This is a genomic window from Streptomyces sp. McG3, from assembly GCF_018619185.1.
Lineage (GTDB): Bacteria > Actinomycetota > Actinomycetes > Streptomycetales > Streptomycetaceae > Streptomyces.
In genome coordinates this window covers 16340-34550 of sequence record NZ_JAAXYC010000057.1, presented here as the reverse complement: position 1 = coordinate 34550, position 18211 = coordinate 16340, and the positions used below count along the sequence as shown (strand labels likewise).

Here is an 18211-nt window from a genome sequence, read left to right as displayed (position 1 = left end):
GGCGGGCGGCCGGGGGCGGGCAGCTGGCCCCGGGTGGGCACGACCCCGCGCAGCGCGAACGCGGCCCCCACGCCGAGCGCCGCACCCGCCAGCACATCGCTCGGATAGTGGACCCCGGTGTAGACGCGGGAGGCGGCCACGGCCACCGCGACCGGGGCCACGACCGCGCCCCAGCCCTTGGACTCCAGGGCCACCCCGGTGGCGAAGGCCGCCGCCGACGCCGCGTGGCCCGAGGGGAAGGAGGTGGTGATCGGCTGCCGCTTGAGCTGCCGCACCACCGGCACCAGGTCCGCTATCGGCCGCTCGCGGCGCACCGCGCCCTTGCCGACCGTGTTGATCGCCGCCGAGGCCACGGCGAGGGACACCACCCCGCGCAGCGCGGCCCGGCGTGAGCGCGCGCTGCTGCCGAGGGCCGCGATCCCGGCCGCCGCCCCGAACCAGAGCAGCCCGTGGTTGGCGCTCCGGCTCAGCTTCGGCAGCAGGGGATCGGCACCCGGCCAGTGCCGGTCCGCGACGCTCCGGAAGACGGCCAGATCCCGCTCCTGCAGCCAGCCGCGCACCCGGGCGACGGCGGGAGCGGTGGTCTTGACGGTGGCGGGTGCGGTTCTCGGTGAGGACATGGATCAGCGAATACCCGGCCGGGCCACGCTGAACCAGCAGGCGCGCTGAGACCCCGGCCACGCGCCGCCACCGACCGGCGGAACAGCCACGCGGCGACGGCCCCGGAGCGGGCGCGCGACTGGGCGGGCGGGCCGCCCGGAACCTCCGTATAAAGAAGCCAGGGGCTCTCGCCGGAGAAGCCGGAGAAGCCGGGGGCCGTCGACGGAGAAGCCGGGGCCGTCGACCGACCCGGCAGACGAAACCGGAGCACCCGGACCGGACCCGGGACCCGATAGCCGATGTTCCGGACCCGGGACCCGATGTTCCGGGCGGCGCGGCGGAGACGCCGGAGTCGCCGCGGACGCGGGGCGAAGCAGCGAAGAGCGGCGGAGGAGGGCCGGATGCACGGGACCGAGGACCACGCACCCGCGCACCAGGACCACGGCCCCGTCCGCTACGGGCCGCCCGCCCCCGACCCCGGCCTTCCGGTCCTCCCGGAGCTGGCCGCCGTCCTCGCCGCCGCCTCCGCCCGGACCCGCCCGGAACCTCCCGGTGGAGGGGCCCTCCTGCGCGAGGCGGCCCGCGGCTACTGGGACCGGCGGGGACTGCACGGGGCGGCGGGCGGCATCGCCGCCGCCCCCGGGGCCCAGCCGCTCCTCCTGGCCCTGATCGGCGCCCACGGCGGCGACGTCCTCATGCCGCGCCCCTGCCCGGCCACCTGGATGCCGCAGGCCCGGCTGCTGGGCCGTCCCGCGTACCACGTACCGACCCCGGCCGAATGCGGCGGCGTGCCCGACCCGTACGCCCTGCTGGAGACCGTCCGCCGGGTCCGTGCGGAGGGCGGCCGGCCGAAACTGCTGCTGCTCTCCGTCGTGGACGACCCCACGGCCACCGTCGCCCCGCCCGAGCTGGTCCACGAGGCGTGCGAGGCGGCGGTCGGCGAAGGGCTGCACATCATCAGCGACGAGACCTGGCGCGACACCGTGCACCGGTCCCGCGACACCGTCCTGCTCAGCCCCGCCGAGATGTGCCCGGACGACGTCACGGTGATCGCCGACCTGTCCGGAGCCCTCGTACCGGCCGCCTGGCCGGTCGCCGTCGCCCGCTTCCCGGACACCGCCCGGGCCGCCGTCCGGCACGCCCGCACCCTGGACATCCTCACCGCGCTCGGCGCCCTCGTCGCGACTCCGGTCGCCCACGCGGCCGCCCACGCCCTGGAGGAGCCGGAGGCCGTGCGCGAGCGGATTCGGAGCGCCGCGGCACTCCAGGCCGAGGTCGCCGCCGCCGCCCACCGTGTGGTCCTCGGCTCCGGCGCGCTGGCCCGCCCCCCGCAGGCGGGCCGCCACCTCTACGCCGACCTCGGGCCGCTGCGCGCGCGGCTGGCGGGCGCGGGCGTGACGGACTCCATGGAGTTGGAGGAGTACCTCACCGACCGGCTCGGCGCACCGGCCCCGGGCGGACACCGCTTCGGGGACGAGCTGGGCGCGCTGCGCGTACGCCTGGGCACCGGACCGCTGCTGGGGGCCACGCCGCAGCAGCAGACGGAGTCCCTCACCGCAGCCGAGCCCCTGGAGCTCGCGCACGTGGCGCGGGCGCTGGACAGCTTCGCGGCGGTGTTCGGCGCGCTGCGCTGAGCGCGGCTACGAGGGCTCGGGGCCGAGCCGCGACCGCAGCCTGCGCCATACCGCCGGAGCCCCGCTGATCAGCAGTGTCAGGGCGACCGCCGCGACCACCCCCTGCCACGGCTCCGGGAACAGCGAACCGCCCAGGATGCCGATCAACTGGTACGTCGCCGCCCAGGCGAGGCAGGCCGGAACATCGCCCCGGGCGAACCGCCGCAACGGCATCCCGCCCAGCAGGCACGCCAGCATCACCGGGATCCGCCCGGCCGGAACCAGACGGGACAGCACCAGCACCGTCCCGCCGTGCTCCGCCAGCTTCTCCTGCGCCTGGGCCAGCCGCTCCGGCGCGGCCCGGCGGGTGATCGCCTCCAGCCACTTCGAGCCGTTCTTCGACCGGACCCCGCGCTGCCCCAGCCAGTACAGGCAGACATCCCCGAGGAACGCGGCGGTCGACGCCGTCAGGAACACGAAGAGCAGGGTGAGCGGCGACGTCTGGTGGAAGGCCACCACCGCCGCCGAACTCACCAGCGCCCCCGTGGGCACCACAGGAACCAAGGACCCCAGCGCCACCAGGGCGAACAGCGTCGGATAGCCGACCGCCTGCTGGGTCGACTCGGTGGGCAGTTCCCGCACCACCTGCTGGATCTCCTGGATCACCGGCCGGCCTCCGGCCTGACGCGTTCGCCGTGCCCCAGCAGATGCACGGTCACCTCCGGCGCACGCTTCGCCGCGTGCCGTACGAACTCGTCGCCCGGCGCGTGGAACTCGTGCGGGCGCACCCCGTCCAGACCGATCGGCCAGTACGTGCCGTAGTGCACCGGCACCGCGGACCTCGGCGCCAGACGGGTCAGCGCCTCGGCGGCGCGGGCCGGGTCCAGATGGCTGTGGCCCAGGTAGGGGCCCCAGCCGCCCACCGGCAGCAGCGCCACGTCCACCGGCCCCACCGCGTCGGCCATCCCGTCGAAGAGCCCGGTGTCCCCGGCGAAGTACGTCCGTGCCTCGCCCTCGACGACATAGCCGAGCGCCGGCGCGCGGTGCGGCCCGACCGGCAGTCGCCGCCCGTCGTGCAGGGCGGGGACCGCCCGCACCCGCACCTCGCCGACCCGCACCGTCTCGCCCGGTCTCACCTCGGTGACGTGCAGCTGCCGCATCCGCCGCAGCGCCCGCAGACCCGGCACGGCCGCGACCGCGCCGCTCGGCACGACCAGCCGGCTGCCGGGAGCCAGTCGGGCCAGCGACGGCAGATGCAGATGGTCGGAGTGCAGATGGGAGACCAGCACCACTTCGGCGACCGCGGCCTGCGGTGGCGGTACCTCGCCCCGGCGGCGGCGCAGATGCGCGAAGCGCCGTACGAACAGGGGGTCGGTCAGCACCCGCACCCCCGAGTCCTCGATCGTGCAGGTGGCATGACCCCACCAGGTGATCTCCACCGGCACCTCGGCCTCCTCGCTCGATCCTCGTCATCAGTCATCAGTCATCCGTAGCCGGGATCTGTGCATCCCTGATCACTGGTCCCGGTGCGGCGCGCGCGGCCGGGTCAGGCCGCGCTGCCGGTACGAGCCTATGCGCCCCCCGTACCGTCCCGCCGAGCCTCGGAGGCTCCCACGAAGCCGCTGACCCCCGCCGGCGCTGTGAAAAGCTGAAGGTCAGGCTTCGGACGACCGGGGCCCGGGACGGAAGGGCATGAGGTGGACCGGCGTGGGTGACGGGAAGTGGCGTACGGCGGGCAGAGCCCTGATGCGGGTGATCGCGGTCTGGGCGGTGTCCACCCTCACCATGCTCGTGCTGGCCGGAGCCCTGCCCGACTTCCAGCTCCAGTCCGACGACGGCGACACGATCACCAAGACGGCCTTCACCGCCGTCTGGGGCGCGGGCGCCTTCGGCCTCCTGTCGGCCCTGGTCTGGCCGGTCCTCGTGCGGGCCCTGCTCATCGTGCCCGCGCTCGTCCTGGGCGCCCTGGTCTTCTTCCTCAACGGCTCGCTGCTGCTGATAGCGCTGCGCCTCATCCCGGACGGGCGCGGCGACGCCAACCCGGAGACGGCCGTCGTCGTCGCCGCCGTGATGTCCGCCGTCGCCTCCGCCACCTCCACCGCCCTCGCCGTCCGCGACGACGAGGCCTACCGCCGGCGGCTGTCCCGGCTCGCCGACCGGCGCCGCCGACGCGGCCGCTCCCCGGGCCCGCCGGAACCCGGCCGCGACGGACCGCCCGGCACCGTCTTCCTCCAGCTCGACGGAGTCGGCCACGACGTCCTGGTGAAGGCCGCGGCCGACGGGCTCATGCCGACCGTCGCCGGCTGGCTCGACGACTCCTCCGGACACCGGCTCACCCCCTGGCGCACCGACTGGTCCAGCCAGACCGGCGCCAGCCAGCTCGCCATCCTGCACGGCAGCAACCACGACGTGCCCGCGTTCCGCTGGTACGAGAAGGAGACCCGCACCGTCATGGTCTCCAGCCGTCCCGCGAGCGCCCTCGAAATGCAGCGCCGGGCCATCGAGCGCACCCGCGACGGCGGTCTGCTCACCGTCGACGGAGCGAGCCGGGGCAACCTCTTCAGCGGCGGCGCCGGACAGCTCGCCCTGGTGCTCTCGATGGCCGCCAGGCGCGGCAAGGGCCGCCGCTCCCGCGCCGGATACTTCGCCTACTTCTCCGACCCGGCCAACGCCACCCGTACGGCCCTGTCCTTCGTCGCCGAGGTCCTCCGCGAGATCGGCCAGTCGACCCGGGCCCGCGCCCGGAAGGTCACCCCGCGGATCAAGCGCGGCGGGCTGTACCCCTTCATCCGCGCCTTCGCGACCGTCGTGGAGCGCGATGTGGTCGCCGCCGCCGTCCTCGGCGACATGTTCGCCGGACGCACCGCCGTCTACGCCGACCTCGTCGCCTACGACGAGGTCGCCCACCACTCGGGGCCGCACAGCCGCGACGCCGAGAAGGTCCTCGTACGCCTCGACCGGTCCCTCGCCCTGATCGCCAAGATCGCCGACCACACCCCGCGCGCCTACCGCATCGTGCTTCTCTCCGACCACGGCCAGAGCCCCGGGGAGACGTTCGCGGGAAAGTACGGGCTCACGCTCAAGGACCTCGTCCGGGCGGGCTGCGGGCTGCCCGTGCCCCGCCGCGCCCAGCGCACCCGCAGCGCCTCCGAGGCCCGCGACGCGGTGCGGATCGCCCTGCACCGCCCCGTCGAGGGGCAGGAGGCCGAGCACCCGGCCAAGCTCTCCGACCCGATCGTGCTGGCCTCCGGCAACCTCGGGCTGATCTCCTTCCCCGACATCGAGGGCCGCGCCTCCCGCGAACAGATCGAGCGCCGCCACCCGGCGCTGCTCTCCACGCTCGCCAACCATCCGGGGATCGGGTTCGTCCTCGTCCGCGCCGGGGAACACGGCTCCGTGGTGCTCGGGCCCGGCGGGGCCGAAGTGCCCGTCGCCGAACTGACCGACGGCGAGGGGCCGCTCGCGGTCTTCGGCGTCGGGGCGGCCGCCGCCGTACGGCGCACCGACACCTTCCCGCACGTCGCCGACGTGATGGTCAACTCCATGTACGACCCCGCCACCGGGACCGTGCACGCCTTCGAGGAGCAGGTCGGCTCGCACGGCGGCCTCGGCGGCGAACAGTCCCGGCCGTTCCTGCTCTGGCCGCGCGCGCTGACGGACCCGCTCGACATCGTGGCCGCCGAGACCGCGGAGGGCGCACCCGTGCCGCCGGGCGGCGGGCTGGTGGGCGCCGAGGCGGTGCACCGGGTGCTGACCCGCTGGCTCCAGGAGTCCTCCGGCCCCCAGGTACCGGTGCGGGCCGAGGGCTTCGGCGGGGCGGGCCTGGCGGACGAGCCGTTCCCGGGCGACGCCCCGGTGCCGGAAGCGCCGGGTACGACGGCCTGACCGGCGGACCGTCCTCCGACAGGCCCGATTTCCGGCAGGGGCGTCGCTCCCCGGTGATTCGCTCTCGGCCAGCCGCCTGCCGCCCGATCAGGCCGACTGCCGTCGTACCAGCGTCGGCGGGAAGAGCACGGAGGGCGAGGGGCCGCGCGGCTCGCCGATCTGCTTCAGCAGCAGCCGGGCCATCTCCGCGGCCATCTCCTCCACCGGCTGCCGGACCGTGGTCAGGGGCGGGTCGCAGGCGGCCGCCGCGCTGCTGTCGTCGAAGCCGACCACCGCCACGTCGGACGGCACATCGCGCCCGGCCCGGAGCAGGACCGGGAGCGCGCCCAGGGCCATCAGGTCGGAGGCGATGAACACCCCGTCGAGGTCGGGGCGGTCCGCCAGCAGCCGCCGCATCGCCGCGGCCCCGCCCAGATGCGTGAAGTCCCCCTCGGCGCACGCCACGTCGTCGATGCCGTGGGCGGCCACGGCCTCCAGGAAACCGGTCAGCCGCACCTGCCCCGCGGGCATGTCCTGGGGTCCCGAGATGGTGCCGATGCGGCGTCGCCCCAGCGCGGCCAGGTGGTCGGCCGCCAGCCGCGCCCCGGCGTGCTGGTCCACCTCCACATAGGCCAGCGGGGAGGGACGGTGGGGACGGCCCGCGAGGACGGCGGGCATCCTGGTGTCCTGGAGCAGCCCGGGAAGCGGGTCGTCGGCGTGCGTGGTGATCAGCACGACCCCGTCGACATGGCCGTGACGCAGATAGGAGAGCAACTGGCCCCGGGACGCCTCGTCGTCGGCCAGCATCACGACCATCTGGATGCCCGCGGGGCGCAGCACCTCCAGCAGCCCGCTGACGACCCGCCCGAAGTACGGGTCCGAGAACATCCGGCCGACGAACGGCTCGGACATCGGCCGCCGTTCCCGCTCCGAGACCACCAGGGCCACCGAGTCGGTGCGCCGCGTCACCAGCGAGCGGGCGGCCCGGTTGGGCACGTAACCGGTGGTCGCCACCGCCTCCTCGACCACGGTGCGCAGGGCGGGGTCCACCGTGGTCGCCCCGTTGATCACCCGGGACACCGTCGCCCGTGACACACCGGCCACGGCCGCCACGTCCTCCAAGGTCGCGGGGCGTACGGGCTGCGGCACTTCGGCTGTCATGCAGCCCTTTATACCCGCAGGCCGGCCGCCCCGTTCAGCCGAGGGGCCGCACCGCGCCCGGCAGCCGTTCCAGCTCGGCGAGGAAGGTCTCGCGGGCCGTCACGAGGGCGCGGGCCAGTTCGCGGGCGTCCGCCCGGCCGCCCGCGGTGATCTCGGAGCGCGACACCTGTGCGGAGTGGCGCAGGTGGTCCCGGATCCGCGCGAGGACGAACCGGTCGAACGCGGGGCCCTCCGCCGCGTGGGCGGCCTCCAGGTCCTGTCCGGTCACCATGCCGGGCATGTCGTGCCCCGCGTGCACATCGGTGAGAGGCAACCCCATGCGGGTCAACAGGGGACGCAGGCGGCCGAGTTCGGCCTCCTGCCCGGTGCGCAGCCGCACCGCGAAGGCGCGCACCCGCGGTTCGGCGGCCCGCTCGGCGGCGAGCGTCAGGAGCTTCACCGCCTGCTGGTTCATGGGGGTCATCAACTGGACCCAGCCGACGTCGGTGGGGGTGGCGGACGCGGTGCCGGACGGCCCCGGGGTGACGCCCGGAGCGGACTCCCGCGCCTCCGCGGTACGGGGCGCGGTACCCGCCGCCGACGAACAGCCGGCCGCGCCGCCGAGCGCCACCGCGAGCAGCAGACCGAGGGCGGCGGCCCGGTGGATCGGCCGGAGGTCCATGGGGTTCATGAGCTGTCCTCGTACGGGAGGGGAGGGCGTCCGCCCCGGAGCAGGGCTCGGGGGCGGACGTGGTGCGAGGAGCGATGGTGACGGCAGGTCAGGGCTTGCCGTCGAAACCGCACTTGACGATCGCGTTGATGCAGTCGCGGACGCGCTGCGCCATCTCCTCCTCCGGCCATACGTTGAAGAAGTCGCCGTGCATCGTGTAGCCGGGGCCGGACGCCAGCCGGAAGCGGGCCGGGTCGCCGTTCACCGGATAGCGCAGCACCTGCCGGAGCTTGGGCACCGGCACCGGGTGCGTGGACGGGCAGTTTCCGGCCACCGGGTAGGCCATATGGCTCTTGTGGTCGGCCGAGTCCAGATCGGTGCCGTTCCAGCACTGCGGGAAGTCCAGGTAGGACTCCATCATCGTGCCGGGCGGACAGTTGACGAAGTTCTGCGAGGGGTTCACCTCACCGGCGTGGAGGCACGACCAGCGGGCGATCGTGTTGTCCTGCGGGCCGGTCGCCTTCGCGTTGCCCGCCACGATGCGCAGGCCCCTGGGGAAGGGCTCGATCCGGCGGATGACATCGTCGCTCACGCCTTCGCCCAGGTAGTAGAAGGTGGTCCCGGTGGGCTCCACCTCCTTGTCGCCGTCGTAGAGGGTGGGGACCCAGTACGACGACAGGTCGGTCTCGGGGGCGCACGACGTGCGGCCCCGCTCCAGGGAGGCCAGATCGGAACCGGCGTGCGTGGTGTCGTTGCCGAAGAAGCTGTGCATGTGGGAGGCGCCCGGCAGCCCGGGGAAGACGATCGGGTCGTCGGGGGCCCGGTGGGTGTACGGGCATTCCGCGAGGAACTCGGCCACCCGCACCACGTCGGCGGCGGCCTTCGGCGCGGTTTCGGCGGCGGCCCGCTCGGCCGCCGCGTTGCCCACGTTGGCCTGGAGGAAGGAGAGGGCGAGGGCGGCCGCGGCGAGTCCGGCGATTCTGTACCGCCAGGGCGGCAGGGATCGTTGGCGGCGGTGGTCGGGGTTGCGTCGATGGCGGAAGAGCACGGCACTCCTGTCCGGGGAAGTGGGGGATTCCTTGCGTGTGCGAGAGAGCGCTCTCTCGGAGGAACGTAGGATCGCCTCGTGTGCATGTCAAGAGAATGCGCAGCCTCAACAAAAGGGCCTGATCAACGGCGAGTTGAGAGTCTGCGCGCGGGAGAGCGCTCTCCCTGGATCGAGGCGGGAGAGGGACCGAGGGCGTTGTCAGTGGTGGGCGGAAGAATGGTGGCCATGACGAACTCAGCTGCTGTGCTCGCCGATGTCGCCGCCTATGCCGCCGCGGTGGAAGAGGCCTCCCTCGCCGCCGCCGCGTACTACGCCACGGGCGAGAGCGCGCTGGACGACGACGCCTACGACCGGCTGGCGCGCGGAATAGCCGCTTACGAGGCGGACCACCCGGAGGAGGTGCTCGCCGACTCGCCGACGGGCAAGGTCGCGGGCGGGGCCGCCGTCGGCGACGTGCCGCACACGGTGCCCATGCTCTCGCTGGACAACGTGTTCTCGGCCGAGCAGTTCGTGACCTGGACCGCGTCGCTGGAGCGGCGGATCGGCAGGCCGGTCACCGCGTGGAGCGTGGAGCCGAAGCTCGACGGCCTGGCAGTCGCCGCGCGCTACCGGGACGGCCGGTTCGAGTGCCTCATCACCCGGGGCGACGGCACGGCCGGCGAGGACGTCTCGCATGCCGCCGGCGCCGTCGTCGGCCTGCCGGAGCGGCTGGCCGCCCCGGTCACCATCGAGGTGCGCGGCGAGATCCTCATGACGAACGAGCAGTTCGAACAGGGCAACGCGATCCGTACGGAACACGGCGGCGCCCCCTTCGCCAACCCGCGCAACGGGGCGGCGGGCACCCTGCGCGCCAAGGACCGCGCCTACCGGGTGGAGACGACCTTCTTCGCCTACGGCGCGCTGCCGCTGCCCGATTCCGGGGAGCTCGCCGGGACCCTCGCCGAACTGCCCCACAGCGAGGTCCTGGCGTACGTCGCCGAGCTCGGCGTGCACACGGCCGCGGGCACCGACGTCGCGCCGCTCCGGGCCACCACGGTCGAGGAGGTCCAGGCTCGGGTGGACGGGATAGGTTCCCTGCGCGCCTCACTGCCGTTCGGCATCGACGGGATCGTGATCAAGGCCGATCTGGCGGCCGACCAGCGCGAGGCCGGCTCCGGCACCCGCGCGCCCCGCTGGGCCATCGCCTACAAGCTGCCCGCCGTGGAGAAGATCACCCGCCTGCTGTCCGTCGAGTGGAACGTCGGGCGCACGGGCATCATCGCGCCGCGCGCCGTCCTGGAACCGGTGGAGATCGACGGCTCCACCGTCGGTTACGCCACCCTGCACAACCCGGCCGACATCACCCGCCGCGACCTGCGGCTGGGGGACCAGGTCATGGTCTACAAGGCCGGCGACATCATCCCGCGCATCGAGGCCCCCGTGGTGCACCTGCGCACCGGCGACGAGACGCCCATCGCCTTCCCCGAGAGCTGCCCGCAGTGCGGCTCCGACATCGACACGAGCGAGCAGCGCTGGCGCTGCACGCGGGGCCGTAACTGCCGTCTGGTCGCCTCCGTCTCGTATGCGGCGGGGCGCGATCAGCTCGACATCGAGGGCCTCGGCTCCACCCGGGTCGTCCAGCTCGTCGACGCGGGCCTCGTCACGGACTTCGCGGACCTGTTCACCCTGGAGCGGGAGCAGTTGCTCGCCCTCGACCGGATGGGCGAGACCTCCACGGACAACCTCCTGGCGGCCATCGAGACCGCCCGGACCAGGCCGCTGTCCCGGGTCTTCTGCGCCCTGGGCGTACGGGGCACGGGGCGTTCCATGTCGCGTCGCATCGCGCGCTATTTCGCCACGATGGACCGGATCGTCGCCGCCGACGTGGAGACACTCCAGCGGGTCGACGGCATCGGCAAGGAGAAGGCGGCCGCTGTGGTCGCCGAGCTGATGGAGCTGGCGCCGCTGATCGACAAGCTCGTCGCGGCCGGGGTGTCCATGACGGAGCCGGGAGCGACCCCGCCCCCGGAGCCGGGGACGGAGGAGGCGGCCGCGACGGCAGGCGCGGACGCGGAGGCGGAGGCCGGTGGCGACGCCGGCGCCGGCTCCGCGCTGCCCCTGGCGGGGATGACCGTGGTGGTCACGGGCGCGATGTCCGGAGCGCTGGAGAAGCTGTCGCGCAACCAGATGAACGAGCTGATCGAGCGGGCGGGCGGCAAGTCGTCCTCCAGCGTCTCCCAGCGCACGACGCTGCTGGTGGCCGGTGAGAAGGCTGGATCCAAGCGGGCCAAGGCGGAGGGCCTGGGGGTCCGGATCGCGGCGCCGGAGGAGTTCGCGGAGCTGGTCGGCGCCTTCCTGGCGGCGGGGGAGGCGGCCTGAGCCGGCCGACTGCCGTGCGCGCCGCGCTGGTGCGCCTGTGAATCAGTGAGGAAGTGGCGTTCCACCACCCCGTATTGCATAGTGAGGGCTCGGTCGTGCCTCACTATCAGTGGGGCCGACGGGTGCGTGGGCGGCTGCGATGGGCGGCCGGGGGTGAGGGACGATGCGTTCTGTGCACGACGGACAGCGACCGGGTCGCGCCGTCCCCCCGTCGTCCGAGAACGCCGGTACGGGCCGAAGGTCTCCCGTTCCCCGCGGACCCGGAGCACCCGACGGGCTTCACGGAGTTCGCGGGCCTCACGGACTTCACGGGCTCCGCGCACCTGACCGAGGAGAACCTGCCCGGACCGTTCCCGCCCCGGCCGTTCCCGCTCCGACCCTCCCCGCCCCGGCCGTTCCCGCTCCGGCCGTTTCCGTCCCGGCCGCCGCTCTCCCGACCACTCCGGTCCTGGCCGTTCGCGGCCCGCTCACTTCCGTGCCCGGCGAGTGGCGAGGGCCGCTCCGCCCGGGTGCGGGCCCATGGGGGAAGGGCCCCGGACCGCTTCGTGACGGGAGCGGTGCCGGGGCATTCGGGGCGGGGCGTTCCCACGGGGGGCTCCGGACGCGCCACCAGCAGTTGCGCGCCCCGGGCGCCCAAGGCGCACCGGGCCTTCCCCCGGCCGCCCGGGGACTGGCCCTGGACCTGGGCAGCTCCCGCACCCGGGCCTGGGTGCCCGGCCGGGGACTTCTCGACCCGTTCCCCGGCTCCGGTTCCCACGGGGGCGACGAGCGGCCGGTCCGGCGCGGGCGCATCGTCGACCCCGAGTCCTGCGGCCGGCTGCTCGGCCGCATCGCCGACGTGGCCCTGGGCCCCGACCGCAGCGACAGCGTGATCGTTCTCAGCCACCCCGTGCTGGCCGGGGCCGAACACCGCACCGCCGCGCGCGCCCTGCTCGCCGGGCTCGGCACGTCGCGCGTCCTGGTCCTCAGCAGCGCCCGGGCCGCCGCCGCGTACGCCGGACCGAGGGAGACGGGCCCCCTTCTCGTCGTCGACATGGGAGCCGAGCTGACCGAGGTCACGCTCCTCGTCAACGGCCTGGTGGCCGACGCCCGGCAGGCCGAGAGCGGACTCGACGACCTCGACCGCCTCGATCCGGCGAAGCTGCCGGCCGTCCTCGTCCGCACGGTGCTCGACATGATCACGTCCATGTGGCGGCACGACCGGCACGGCGCGATCCGCGGAGCCCTGCGCAAGGGCCCCGTGCTCGCGGGCGGCGGCGCGCTGCGAGCCGACGTCACCGATCGCATCGCCCGCTGCCTCGGCACCCGGGTGCGCCTGGCCGACGACCCGTCTACCACGGTCGTCCGCGGCGCCGGACAGATCCTCAGCTCCGTGCTCCGCCATCCGACGGTGTCGCCCGAGCAATTCGGCCGACCGAGGTGACGCCGTACCCGCGACCGTCCCGGCCGAACGCGTCCCGGGCGCGGTGTCTGCTGGCCACCCTGGTCCTCACCGTCCTCACCCTGGTCATCGGCGCCACCTCGGCGACCGGCGCCGCGCTCGCCCCGCCGACCTCCGGGAGCCTCGCGCCCGCCGTCACCGCCGCCGCCTCGGCCCTCACCGCACCGCGGCCCCAGCACGCCGGGCACCATGCCGGGCACGACTCCCGGCACCGTGCCGGGCACAACTCCCGACACCACGCCGGGCGCAACTCCCTGCACGACTTCCGGCATCGCGCCGGGCAGTTCAGCGGATCCGACCGCGGGGAGCCGGACCGCGCGAGCGGGGTCGTGGCCGCGTCCTCCACGGCTGCGGGCGCGGTGGCGCAGGCCGGGCACGAGCAGCCCAGGGCGGCTGCCGATCCGGCGCAGGCCCCCCGGGCGGGCACCGGCCGGGCGTATCTGCTTCTTCACGCGCCACCGCCGCCGCACGACGCACTGACGCCCGCTCCGCCGGCGCCGGCCGAGCCGTGCGCCGGCGTCCAGCACGTCGTCGCGGATTCCTCCGACGTACCCGGCGGCCGCAGGGGCGCGCTCCCCGGTGTACGGGGGCCTCCGGGCAGGACCACCGGTCCCACGACCGGTCATCCGTCCTGTTCTGCCGACCCGGCGCCGCGTCCTCACTGAGGTGAGGGCGTTCGGCGCCCCACCGGAGGATTTCCATGACTCGCGCCACCACGGTGCGAGCGGTTCTGGCTGTCGCCGTCCTGCTCGTCTCCGTCTACATCAGCCTGACCATGTCGCCCAGACTCGGCCTCGACCTCCAGGGCGGCACCCGTATCGTGCTCCAGGCCCGGGACACCGCCACCGTCGAGGCGGACCGGGAGACCACCGACCGCACCCTGGAGGTGCTGCGGCAGCGCATCGACTCGCTGGGCGTCTCCGAGCCGACCCTGACCCGGTCCGGCGAGGACCGGATCATCGTCGAACTGCCCGACGTCCAGGATCCGCGCCAGGCCGCCGAAGTGATCGGCCGGACGGCCCAGCTCACCTTCCACGCGGTCGAGGGCCCGGCGGCCGAGGAGGCGGACGAGAAGCCCTCGGGCTCCGATCCCACCGCCGACCCGGGCTCCACCGCCGACCCCGACCGGCTGACCCTCCCCGACGAGCAGGGCCGCGCCCTCGCCCTCGGCGCCGCCCGGCTCTCCGGCGCGGGCGTCGAGGACGCCACCGCGGGCTTCGACGCGCAGGGTGGTGCGGGCTGGAGCGTCTCGCTCGAATTCCGCAAGGACGCCGGTCAGGACTGGAAGGAGCTGACCGGCGAGGCCGCCTGTCATCCCGCAGGGGACGACCGGCGGAGGGTCGCCATCGTCCTCGACGAGAAGGTCATCTCCTCGCCGCAGGTCGACCCCTCGGTCGGCTGCCGGGCCGGATTGCCGTCCGGGGCCACCCAGATCACCGGCTCGTTCAGCGCGGACGAGGCGCGTGACCTGGCGCTGCTCATCAAGGGCGGGGCCCTGCCCGTGCCCGTCGAGATCGTCGAGCAGCGGACCGTCGGCCCGACGCTCGGCGCGGCGGCCATCGACGCGAGCGCCCGGGCGGCCCTCATCGGCGCGGCCGCCACCGCACTCTTCATCACGCTCGTCTACCGTCTCTTCGGTGCGCTGGCCGCCGTGGCACTGGGCGCGTACGGGGTGATCTCCTACGCCGCGCTCGTCGCCCTCGGTGTCACGCTGACGCTCCCCGGGCTCGCCGGTTTCGTCCTCGCGATCGGGATGGCGGTCGACGCGAACGTCCTGGTCTTCGAACGGGCCAGGGAGGAGTGCGCCGAACGGCCGAAACGCTCCCTGCGCTCCGCGCTGACCACCGGATTCACGAAGGCGTGGAGCGCGGTCGCCGACTCCAACGCGACCACGCTGATCGCGGCCGGACTGCTCTTCTTCCTGGGCTCGGGCCCCGTCAAGGGCTTCGGCGTCACCCTCGCCATCGGGGTCATCGCCTCGATGTTCTCCGCGCTGGTCATCGCCCGCGCGCTCACCGAGATCGCCGCGAACTCCCGCTTCGTCAGCGACTACCGGAGCGTCAACGGCATCGCGCGCCCCGGCGCCGTGCGGACCTGGCTGGTCCGCAAGGACCCGGGGCTCTTCCGGAAGCCGGTCCGCTGGCTCGTCGTCTCGGCGGCCCTGGTCGCCGTCGCGGTGGCCGGGACCGTGGTGCGCGGCGTCGATCTGGGCGTCGAGTTCACCGGGGGCCGGCTGGTGGAGTACTCCACCAGCCGCCCGGTCGACGTCGAGACGGCCCGGGACACGCTCACCGCCGCCGGGTTCGGGGACGCCGAGGTCACCACGGCCGGGGACGGCGACCTGTCCGTACGCACCGGAAAGCTCGACAACGACGGCGAACACGCCCTGCGGGCCGCCCTCGCCGAGGAGGGCGGCGAGACGACGAAGGTACGGGACGAGCTGATCGGCCCGAGTCTCGGCGACGAACTGCGGCGCAACGCGCTGATCGCCCTGGGGGTCGCCGTCGCCGTTCAGCTGGCCTACCTGGCGGTCCGGTTCCGCTGGACGTTCGCCGTGGCCTCCGTCGGGGCCATGGTGCACGACGTGATCCTCGTGGTGGGGGCCTTCGCCTGGCTGGGACGGCCGGTGGACGGCATCTTCCTGGCCGCCCTGCTCACCGTCATCGGCTACTCGGTCAACGACTCGGTGGTGGTCTTCGACCGGGTACGGGAGCTGTGGGGGGCGAACCGGCGAGCGCCGCTGGACACCATCGCCCGCCGGGCCGTCCTCCAGACCGTTCCGCGCACGGTGAACACCGGGATGGGCGCCTTGTTCATCCTGACCGCCCTCGCGGTGCTGGGCGGCGATTCGCTGGCCGACTTCGCGCTCGCCCTGCTCATCGGCATCGTCGTCGGCACCTGGTCCTCGGTGTTCGCCGCCGTGCCCGGGGCCATCCTCCTGGAGCGGAACGCCAAGACCCCGCCGCCCGTCCCCGGGAAGCGGAAGGCCAAGGGCTCCGCGCGTGGACGCGCGGGCGCGTCCCGGCGGGATCCGCTCGACAACGGAGCGCGCGTCTGAGGCGATCGCGCGCTCCGGCGCCACGACCGGCCGCCCCCACGGCCGGTCGTGGCGCCGGCGACCAGGGTTCAGGACGGGACGTGGGCGTGCAGATAGGCGGCCGTCTCCCGGTCGGCGGGGAGGAACGTCTCGATGGCCAGCTCGGCCACCGTCACGTCCATCGGCGTGTTGAACGTCGCGATCGACGACACGAACGACAGGACCCGGCCCCCGTGTTCGAGCAGCATCGGCAGCGCGAACGCGGCGGAGCGCTCCCGCCCCGCACCGCCCGCACCGTGGGTGCGACGGTCCACGCCGGCCGCCCGTGCGGGGACCGGGTAGGCGGCCACCTCGTCGTACAGCGCACGCAGCTCCGGCGAGCGTACGAGGGCGATCTGGCGGTCCATCTGCGCCAGCAGGTCCGCCCGCCACTCCGGGAGGTTCACGATGCGCGGGGCGAGCCCCTCCGGGTGGAGGGTGAGCCGCATGGCGTTCACCGGCGGGGCCAGCAGCTTCTCCGGCACCCCGTCGAGCAGCAGGGCGATCCCCCGATTGGCCGCCACCACCCCGTAGGTGCCGTCCACCACGAGCGCCGGATACGGCTCGTACGCCGCGAGCAGCCGGTCGAGGCTCTCGCGGAGGGAGGCCATCGCGGGGTCGTCGAGCGGCGTCTGGGCGTAGCGCGGCGCGTAACCGGCGACCACCAGGAGGGCGTTGCGTTCACGGACCGGGACGTTCAGCTGTTCGGCCAGCCGCAGGACCATGTCCTCGCTGGGCCGGGAGCGGCCCGTCTCGATGAACGAGATGTGGCGGGCCGAGGAGTCGGCGCGGAGGGCCAGTTCCAGCTGGCTGATGCGCCGCTGTTCCCGCCAGTCCCGCAGCAGCGGCCCTACTCCCGTGTCGGGCAAGACAGTCGTCATGCCAAGACCGTAACGTCACCGGCGGGCCGGGGCCGGTACGGGCCCCCGGACCGCTGTGACGCACGCGCCGATCCACCGAGACCCACGGGAGCCGTTCCATGAGCGCAGAGCCGCTGTCGCCGACCGAGACCGACCGCCGGCTGGAGAGCCTGCCCGGCTGGGCGCTGGAAGGTGACCGGATCACCCGGACCTTCCGGCTTCCCTCGCACTTCGCCGCCGCCGCGCTGACGGTCCACATCGCGCGGATCCAGGACGAGCTGAACCATCACTCGGACCTGACGCTCGGATACAACACGGTGGCCCTCTCCGTCCACACGCACGACGCGGGGGGCGCGGTCACCGAGAAGGACCTCGCGCTCGCCGCCCGGGTGGCGAGCGCCGCCCCGGCTCACGGGGCCGAGTAGTCCGGCTGGGGCGAACAGGCCGCCGGGCCGCGCCGCGGTGGGCCGGTCGGCCCCGGCTTCGCCCCCGCACCCGGCCCGGAGCTCAGGCCACCGTGCCGAACCTCGGGTGCGCGCCGAGCCACCGCGCGTAGCTCGGGCTGCGCGACACCGCCTCGGCGTAGGCCGCGCGGGTCGCTCCGGCCACCGTCCCCGCCGCGGCGTCCGCGGCGGGGGAGTGCGGGTGCCAGCCCACCAGATGCCGCCAGCTGAGCGGCGCGCCGGCCAGCGGTCTGGTCACCAGGCCGGGCGCCGGCGGGAACGTCGCCCGGCACAGCCCTATCGCCCGCCCCACCTGCACCAGATGGACGACGGACGTGGTGTCCGTCTCGTACACCGACACCGGGGTGAAGCCCGACCGCGCGCAGGCCGCGGTGAAACAGTCGGCGAAGCAGCCGTCGCCGGGCACGTCCGCCCAGCACTCGTCCGCGAGGGCCGCCAGCTCCAGCTCCGTCTCACCGGCCAGGGCGTGATCCTCCGGCAGCATGACGAAGACCGGGTCGACCCCGACGACCTCCCAGACCAGCCGGTCCGCCAGCGGCGGCGGACTCTCGCCGCACGTTCCGATCAGCGCGAAGTCCAGCCGGCCGTCGATCACCAGCGAGGCGATCTCGGCGACCGACCACGAGGTGTACGTCGACACCGGCACCGACGGGTGCGCGGCGGCCATCCGGTCCACCAGGCCGCCGAGCAGCGGACCGTGCGTGCCGCCCAGCCGGAACCGGTCCAGCGACCCCGTGGCATTGGCGAACCGCACCGCCTCCGCCTGGAGTTCGCTGACCGCGGGCAGCACCACCCGGGCCCGCTCCAGCACCAGTTCGCCGAGCGGGGTGGCCCGCGCCCCGGTGTGGTCGCGGTCGAACAGAGCGCCGCCCAGGGCCTTCTCGATCCGCCGCAGTTGAGCGCTGAGGGCAGGCTGGGCAAGCCCCAGCGTGGCGGCGGCTTTGGTGAGGCTGCCCGTGTCGGCAATGGCACGGACCGTTCGCAGATGGCGCAACTCGAGCTCCATAAGGGCAAGTTATGGGCCCGGGAGCACCCCGGCAATATGTGCGCTCCGCCTACCGTTCGGTCGGTGTATAC

General features: G+C 74.3%; 15 protein-coding genes. 7 read left to right on the top strand and 8 right to left on the bottom strand.

Translation table 11 applies throughout. The features are described 5' to 3' along the window. A partial coding sequence (locus tag HET64_RS12620; RefSeq protein WP_215104889.1) for a phosphatase PAP2 family protein occupies nucleotides 1–620 on the bottom strand: 620 nt, incomplete at its 3' end. Nucleotides 621–1001: 381 nt separating this feature from the next. Between HET64_RS12620 and HET64_RS12615 the strand changes: the two genes are divergently transcribed. Next, nucleotides 1002–2234: an aminotransferase class I/II-fold pyridoxal phosphate-dependent enzyme gene (locus tag HET64_RS12615; protein WP_215104888.1), complete on the top strand. Its 1233-nt coding sequence runs from the start codon at nucleotides 1002–1004 to the stop codon at nucleotides 2232–2234. Between the two features lie 6 nt (nucleotides 2235–2240). Here HET64_RS12615 and HET64_RS12610 read toward each other — a convergent pair whose 3' ends face one another. Together HET64_RS12610 and HET64_RS12605 are read right to left on the bottom strand one after the other, a co-directional pair. Next, nucleotides 2241–2879, bottom strand: coding sequence for a DedA family protein (locus tag HET64_RS12610; RefSeq protein ID WP_215104886.1), 639 nt, complete (start codon nucleotides 2877–2879; stop codon nucleotides 2241–2243). After that, nucleotides 2876–3658, bottom strand: a complete 783-nt coding sequence (locus HET64_RS12605; protein ID WP_215104884.1) for an MBL fold metallo-hydrolase — start codon at nucleotides 3656–3658, stop codon at nucleotides 2876–2878. The genes HET64_RS12610 and HET64_RS12605 overlap by 4 nt, the downstream gene beginning before the upstream one ends. A gap of 301 nt (nucleotides 3659–3959) precedes the next feature. On the opposite strand from HET64_RS12605, the gene HET64_RS12600 reads away from it, so the two are divergent. Beyond that, nucleotides 3960–6098, top strand: a complete 2139-nt coding sequence (locus HET64_RS12600; RefSeq protein WP_251145229.1) for a phage holin family protein — start codon at nucleotides 3960–3962, stop codon at nucleotides 6096–6098. A gap of 87 nt (nucleotides 6099–6185) precedes the next feature. Here the strand turns inward: HET64_RS12600 and HET64_RS12595 are convergent, their stop codons facing one another. The 3 genes from HET64_RS12595 to HET64_RS12585 all read right to left on the bottom strand — a co-directional run bounded on the left by HET64_RS12595 (nucleotide 6186) and on the right by HET64_RS12585 (nucleotide 8935). Next, nucleotides 6186–7238, bottom strand: a complete 1053-nt coding sequence (locus HET64_RS12595; RefSeq protein ID WP_215104880.1) for a LacI family DNA-binding transcriptional regulator — start codon at nucleotides 7236–7238, stop codon at nucleotides 6186–6188. 34 nt (nucleotides 7239–7272) lie between these two features. Beyond that, a complete protein-coding gene (locus HET64_RS12590) occupies nucleotides 7273–7908 on the bottom strand; it encodes a DUF305 domain-containing protein (protein ID WP_215104878.1) in 636 nt (211 codons plus the stop codon). An 88-nt stretch (nucleotides 7909–7996) separates the two neighbouring features. After that, a complete protein-coding gene (locus HET64_RS12585) occupies nucleotides 7997–8935 on the bottom strand; it encodes a DUF1996 domain-containing protein (protein ID WP_215104876.1) in 939 nt (312 codons plus the stop codon). Nucleotides 8936–9151: 216 nt separating this feature from the next. On the opposite strand from HET64_RS12585, the gene ligA reads away from it, so the two are divergent. From ligA to secD, 4 genes are all read left to right on the top strand, one after another. Then, the gene (gene ligA / locus HET64_RS12580; protein ID WP_215104874.1) at nucleotides 9152–11293 is read left to right on the top strand and encodes an NAD-dependent DNA ligase LigA; all 2142 of its coding nucleotides are present in this window, start codon (nucleotides 9152–9154) and stop codon (nucleotides 11291–11293) included. 709 nt (nucleotides 11294–12002) lie between these two features. Beyond that, nucleotides 12003–12716 carry a rod shape-determining protein gene (locus HET64_RS12575; RefSeq protein WP_215104891.1) on the top strand — a complete coding sequence of 238 codons (714 nt, stop codon included), beginning with the start codon at nucleotides 12003–12005 and terminating at the stop codon, nucleotides 12714–12716. Next, entirely contained in the window at nucleotides 12713–13399 is a 687-nt protein-coding gene (locus HET64_RS12570) for a hypothetical protein (RefSeq protein ID WP_215104872.1), read from the top strand. Before HET64_RS12575 ends, HET64_RS12570 begins: the two co-directional genes overlap by 4 nt. Nucleotides 13400–13434: 35 nt before the next feature. Next, nucleotides 13435–15792, top strand: a complete 2358-nt coding sequence (gene secD, locus HET64_RS12565; RefSeq protein ID WP_215104870.1) for a protein translocase subunit SecD — start codon at nucleotides 13435–13437, stop codon at nucleotides 15790–15792. Nucleotides 15793–15860: 68 nt separating this feature from the next. Here secD and HET64_RS12560 read toward each other — a convergent pair whose 3' ends face one another. Continuing rightward, nucleotides 15861–16691, bottom strand: a complete 831-nt coding sequence (locus tag HET64_RS12560) for a helix-turn-helix domain-containing protein (RefSeq protein ID WP_215104868.1) — start codon at nucleotides 16689–16691, stop codon at nucleotides 15861–15863. Nucleotides 16692–16789: 98 nt separating this feature from the next. Here HET64_RS12560 and HET64_RS12555 point away from each other — a divergent pair, with 98 nt between their 5' ends. Beyond that, nucleotides 16790–17095 (top strand): 4a-hydroxytetrahydrobiopterin dehydratase, encoded by a 306-nt coding sequence (locus HET64_RS12555; protein WP_215104866.1) that lies wholly within the window; start codon nucleotides 16790–16792, stop codon nucleotides 17093–17095. A gap of 82 nt (nucleotides 17096–17177) precedes the next feature. On the opposite strand, the gene HET64_RS12550 is transcribed toward HET64_RS12555, so the two are convergent. Next, nucleotides 17178–18140, bottom strand: coding sequence for a LysR family transcriptional regulator (locus HET64_RS12550; protein ID WP_215104864.1), 963 nt, complete (start codon nucleotides 18138–18140; stop codon nucleotides 17178–17180). Nucleotides 18141–18211: the final 71 nt, after the last annotated feature.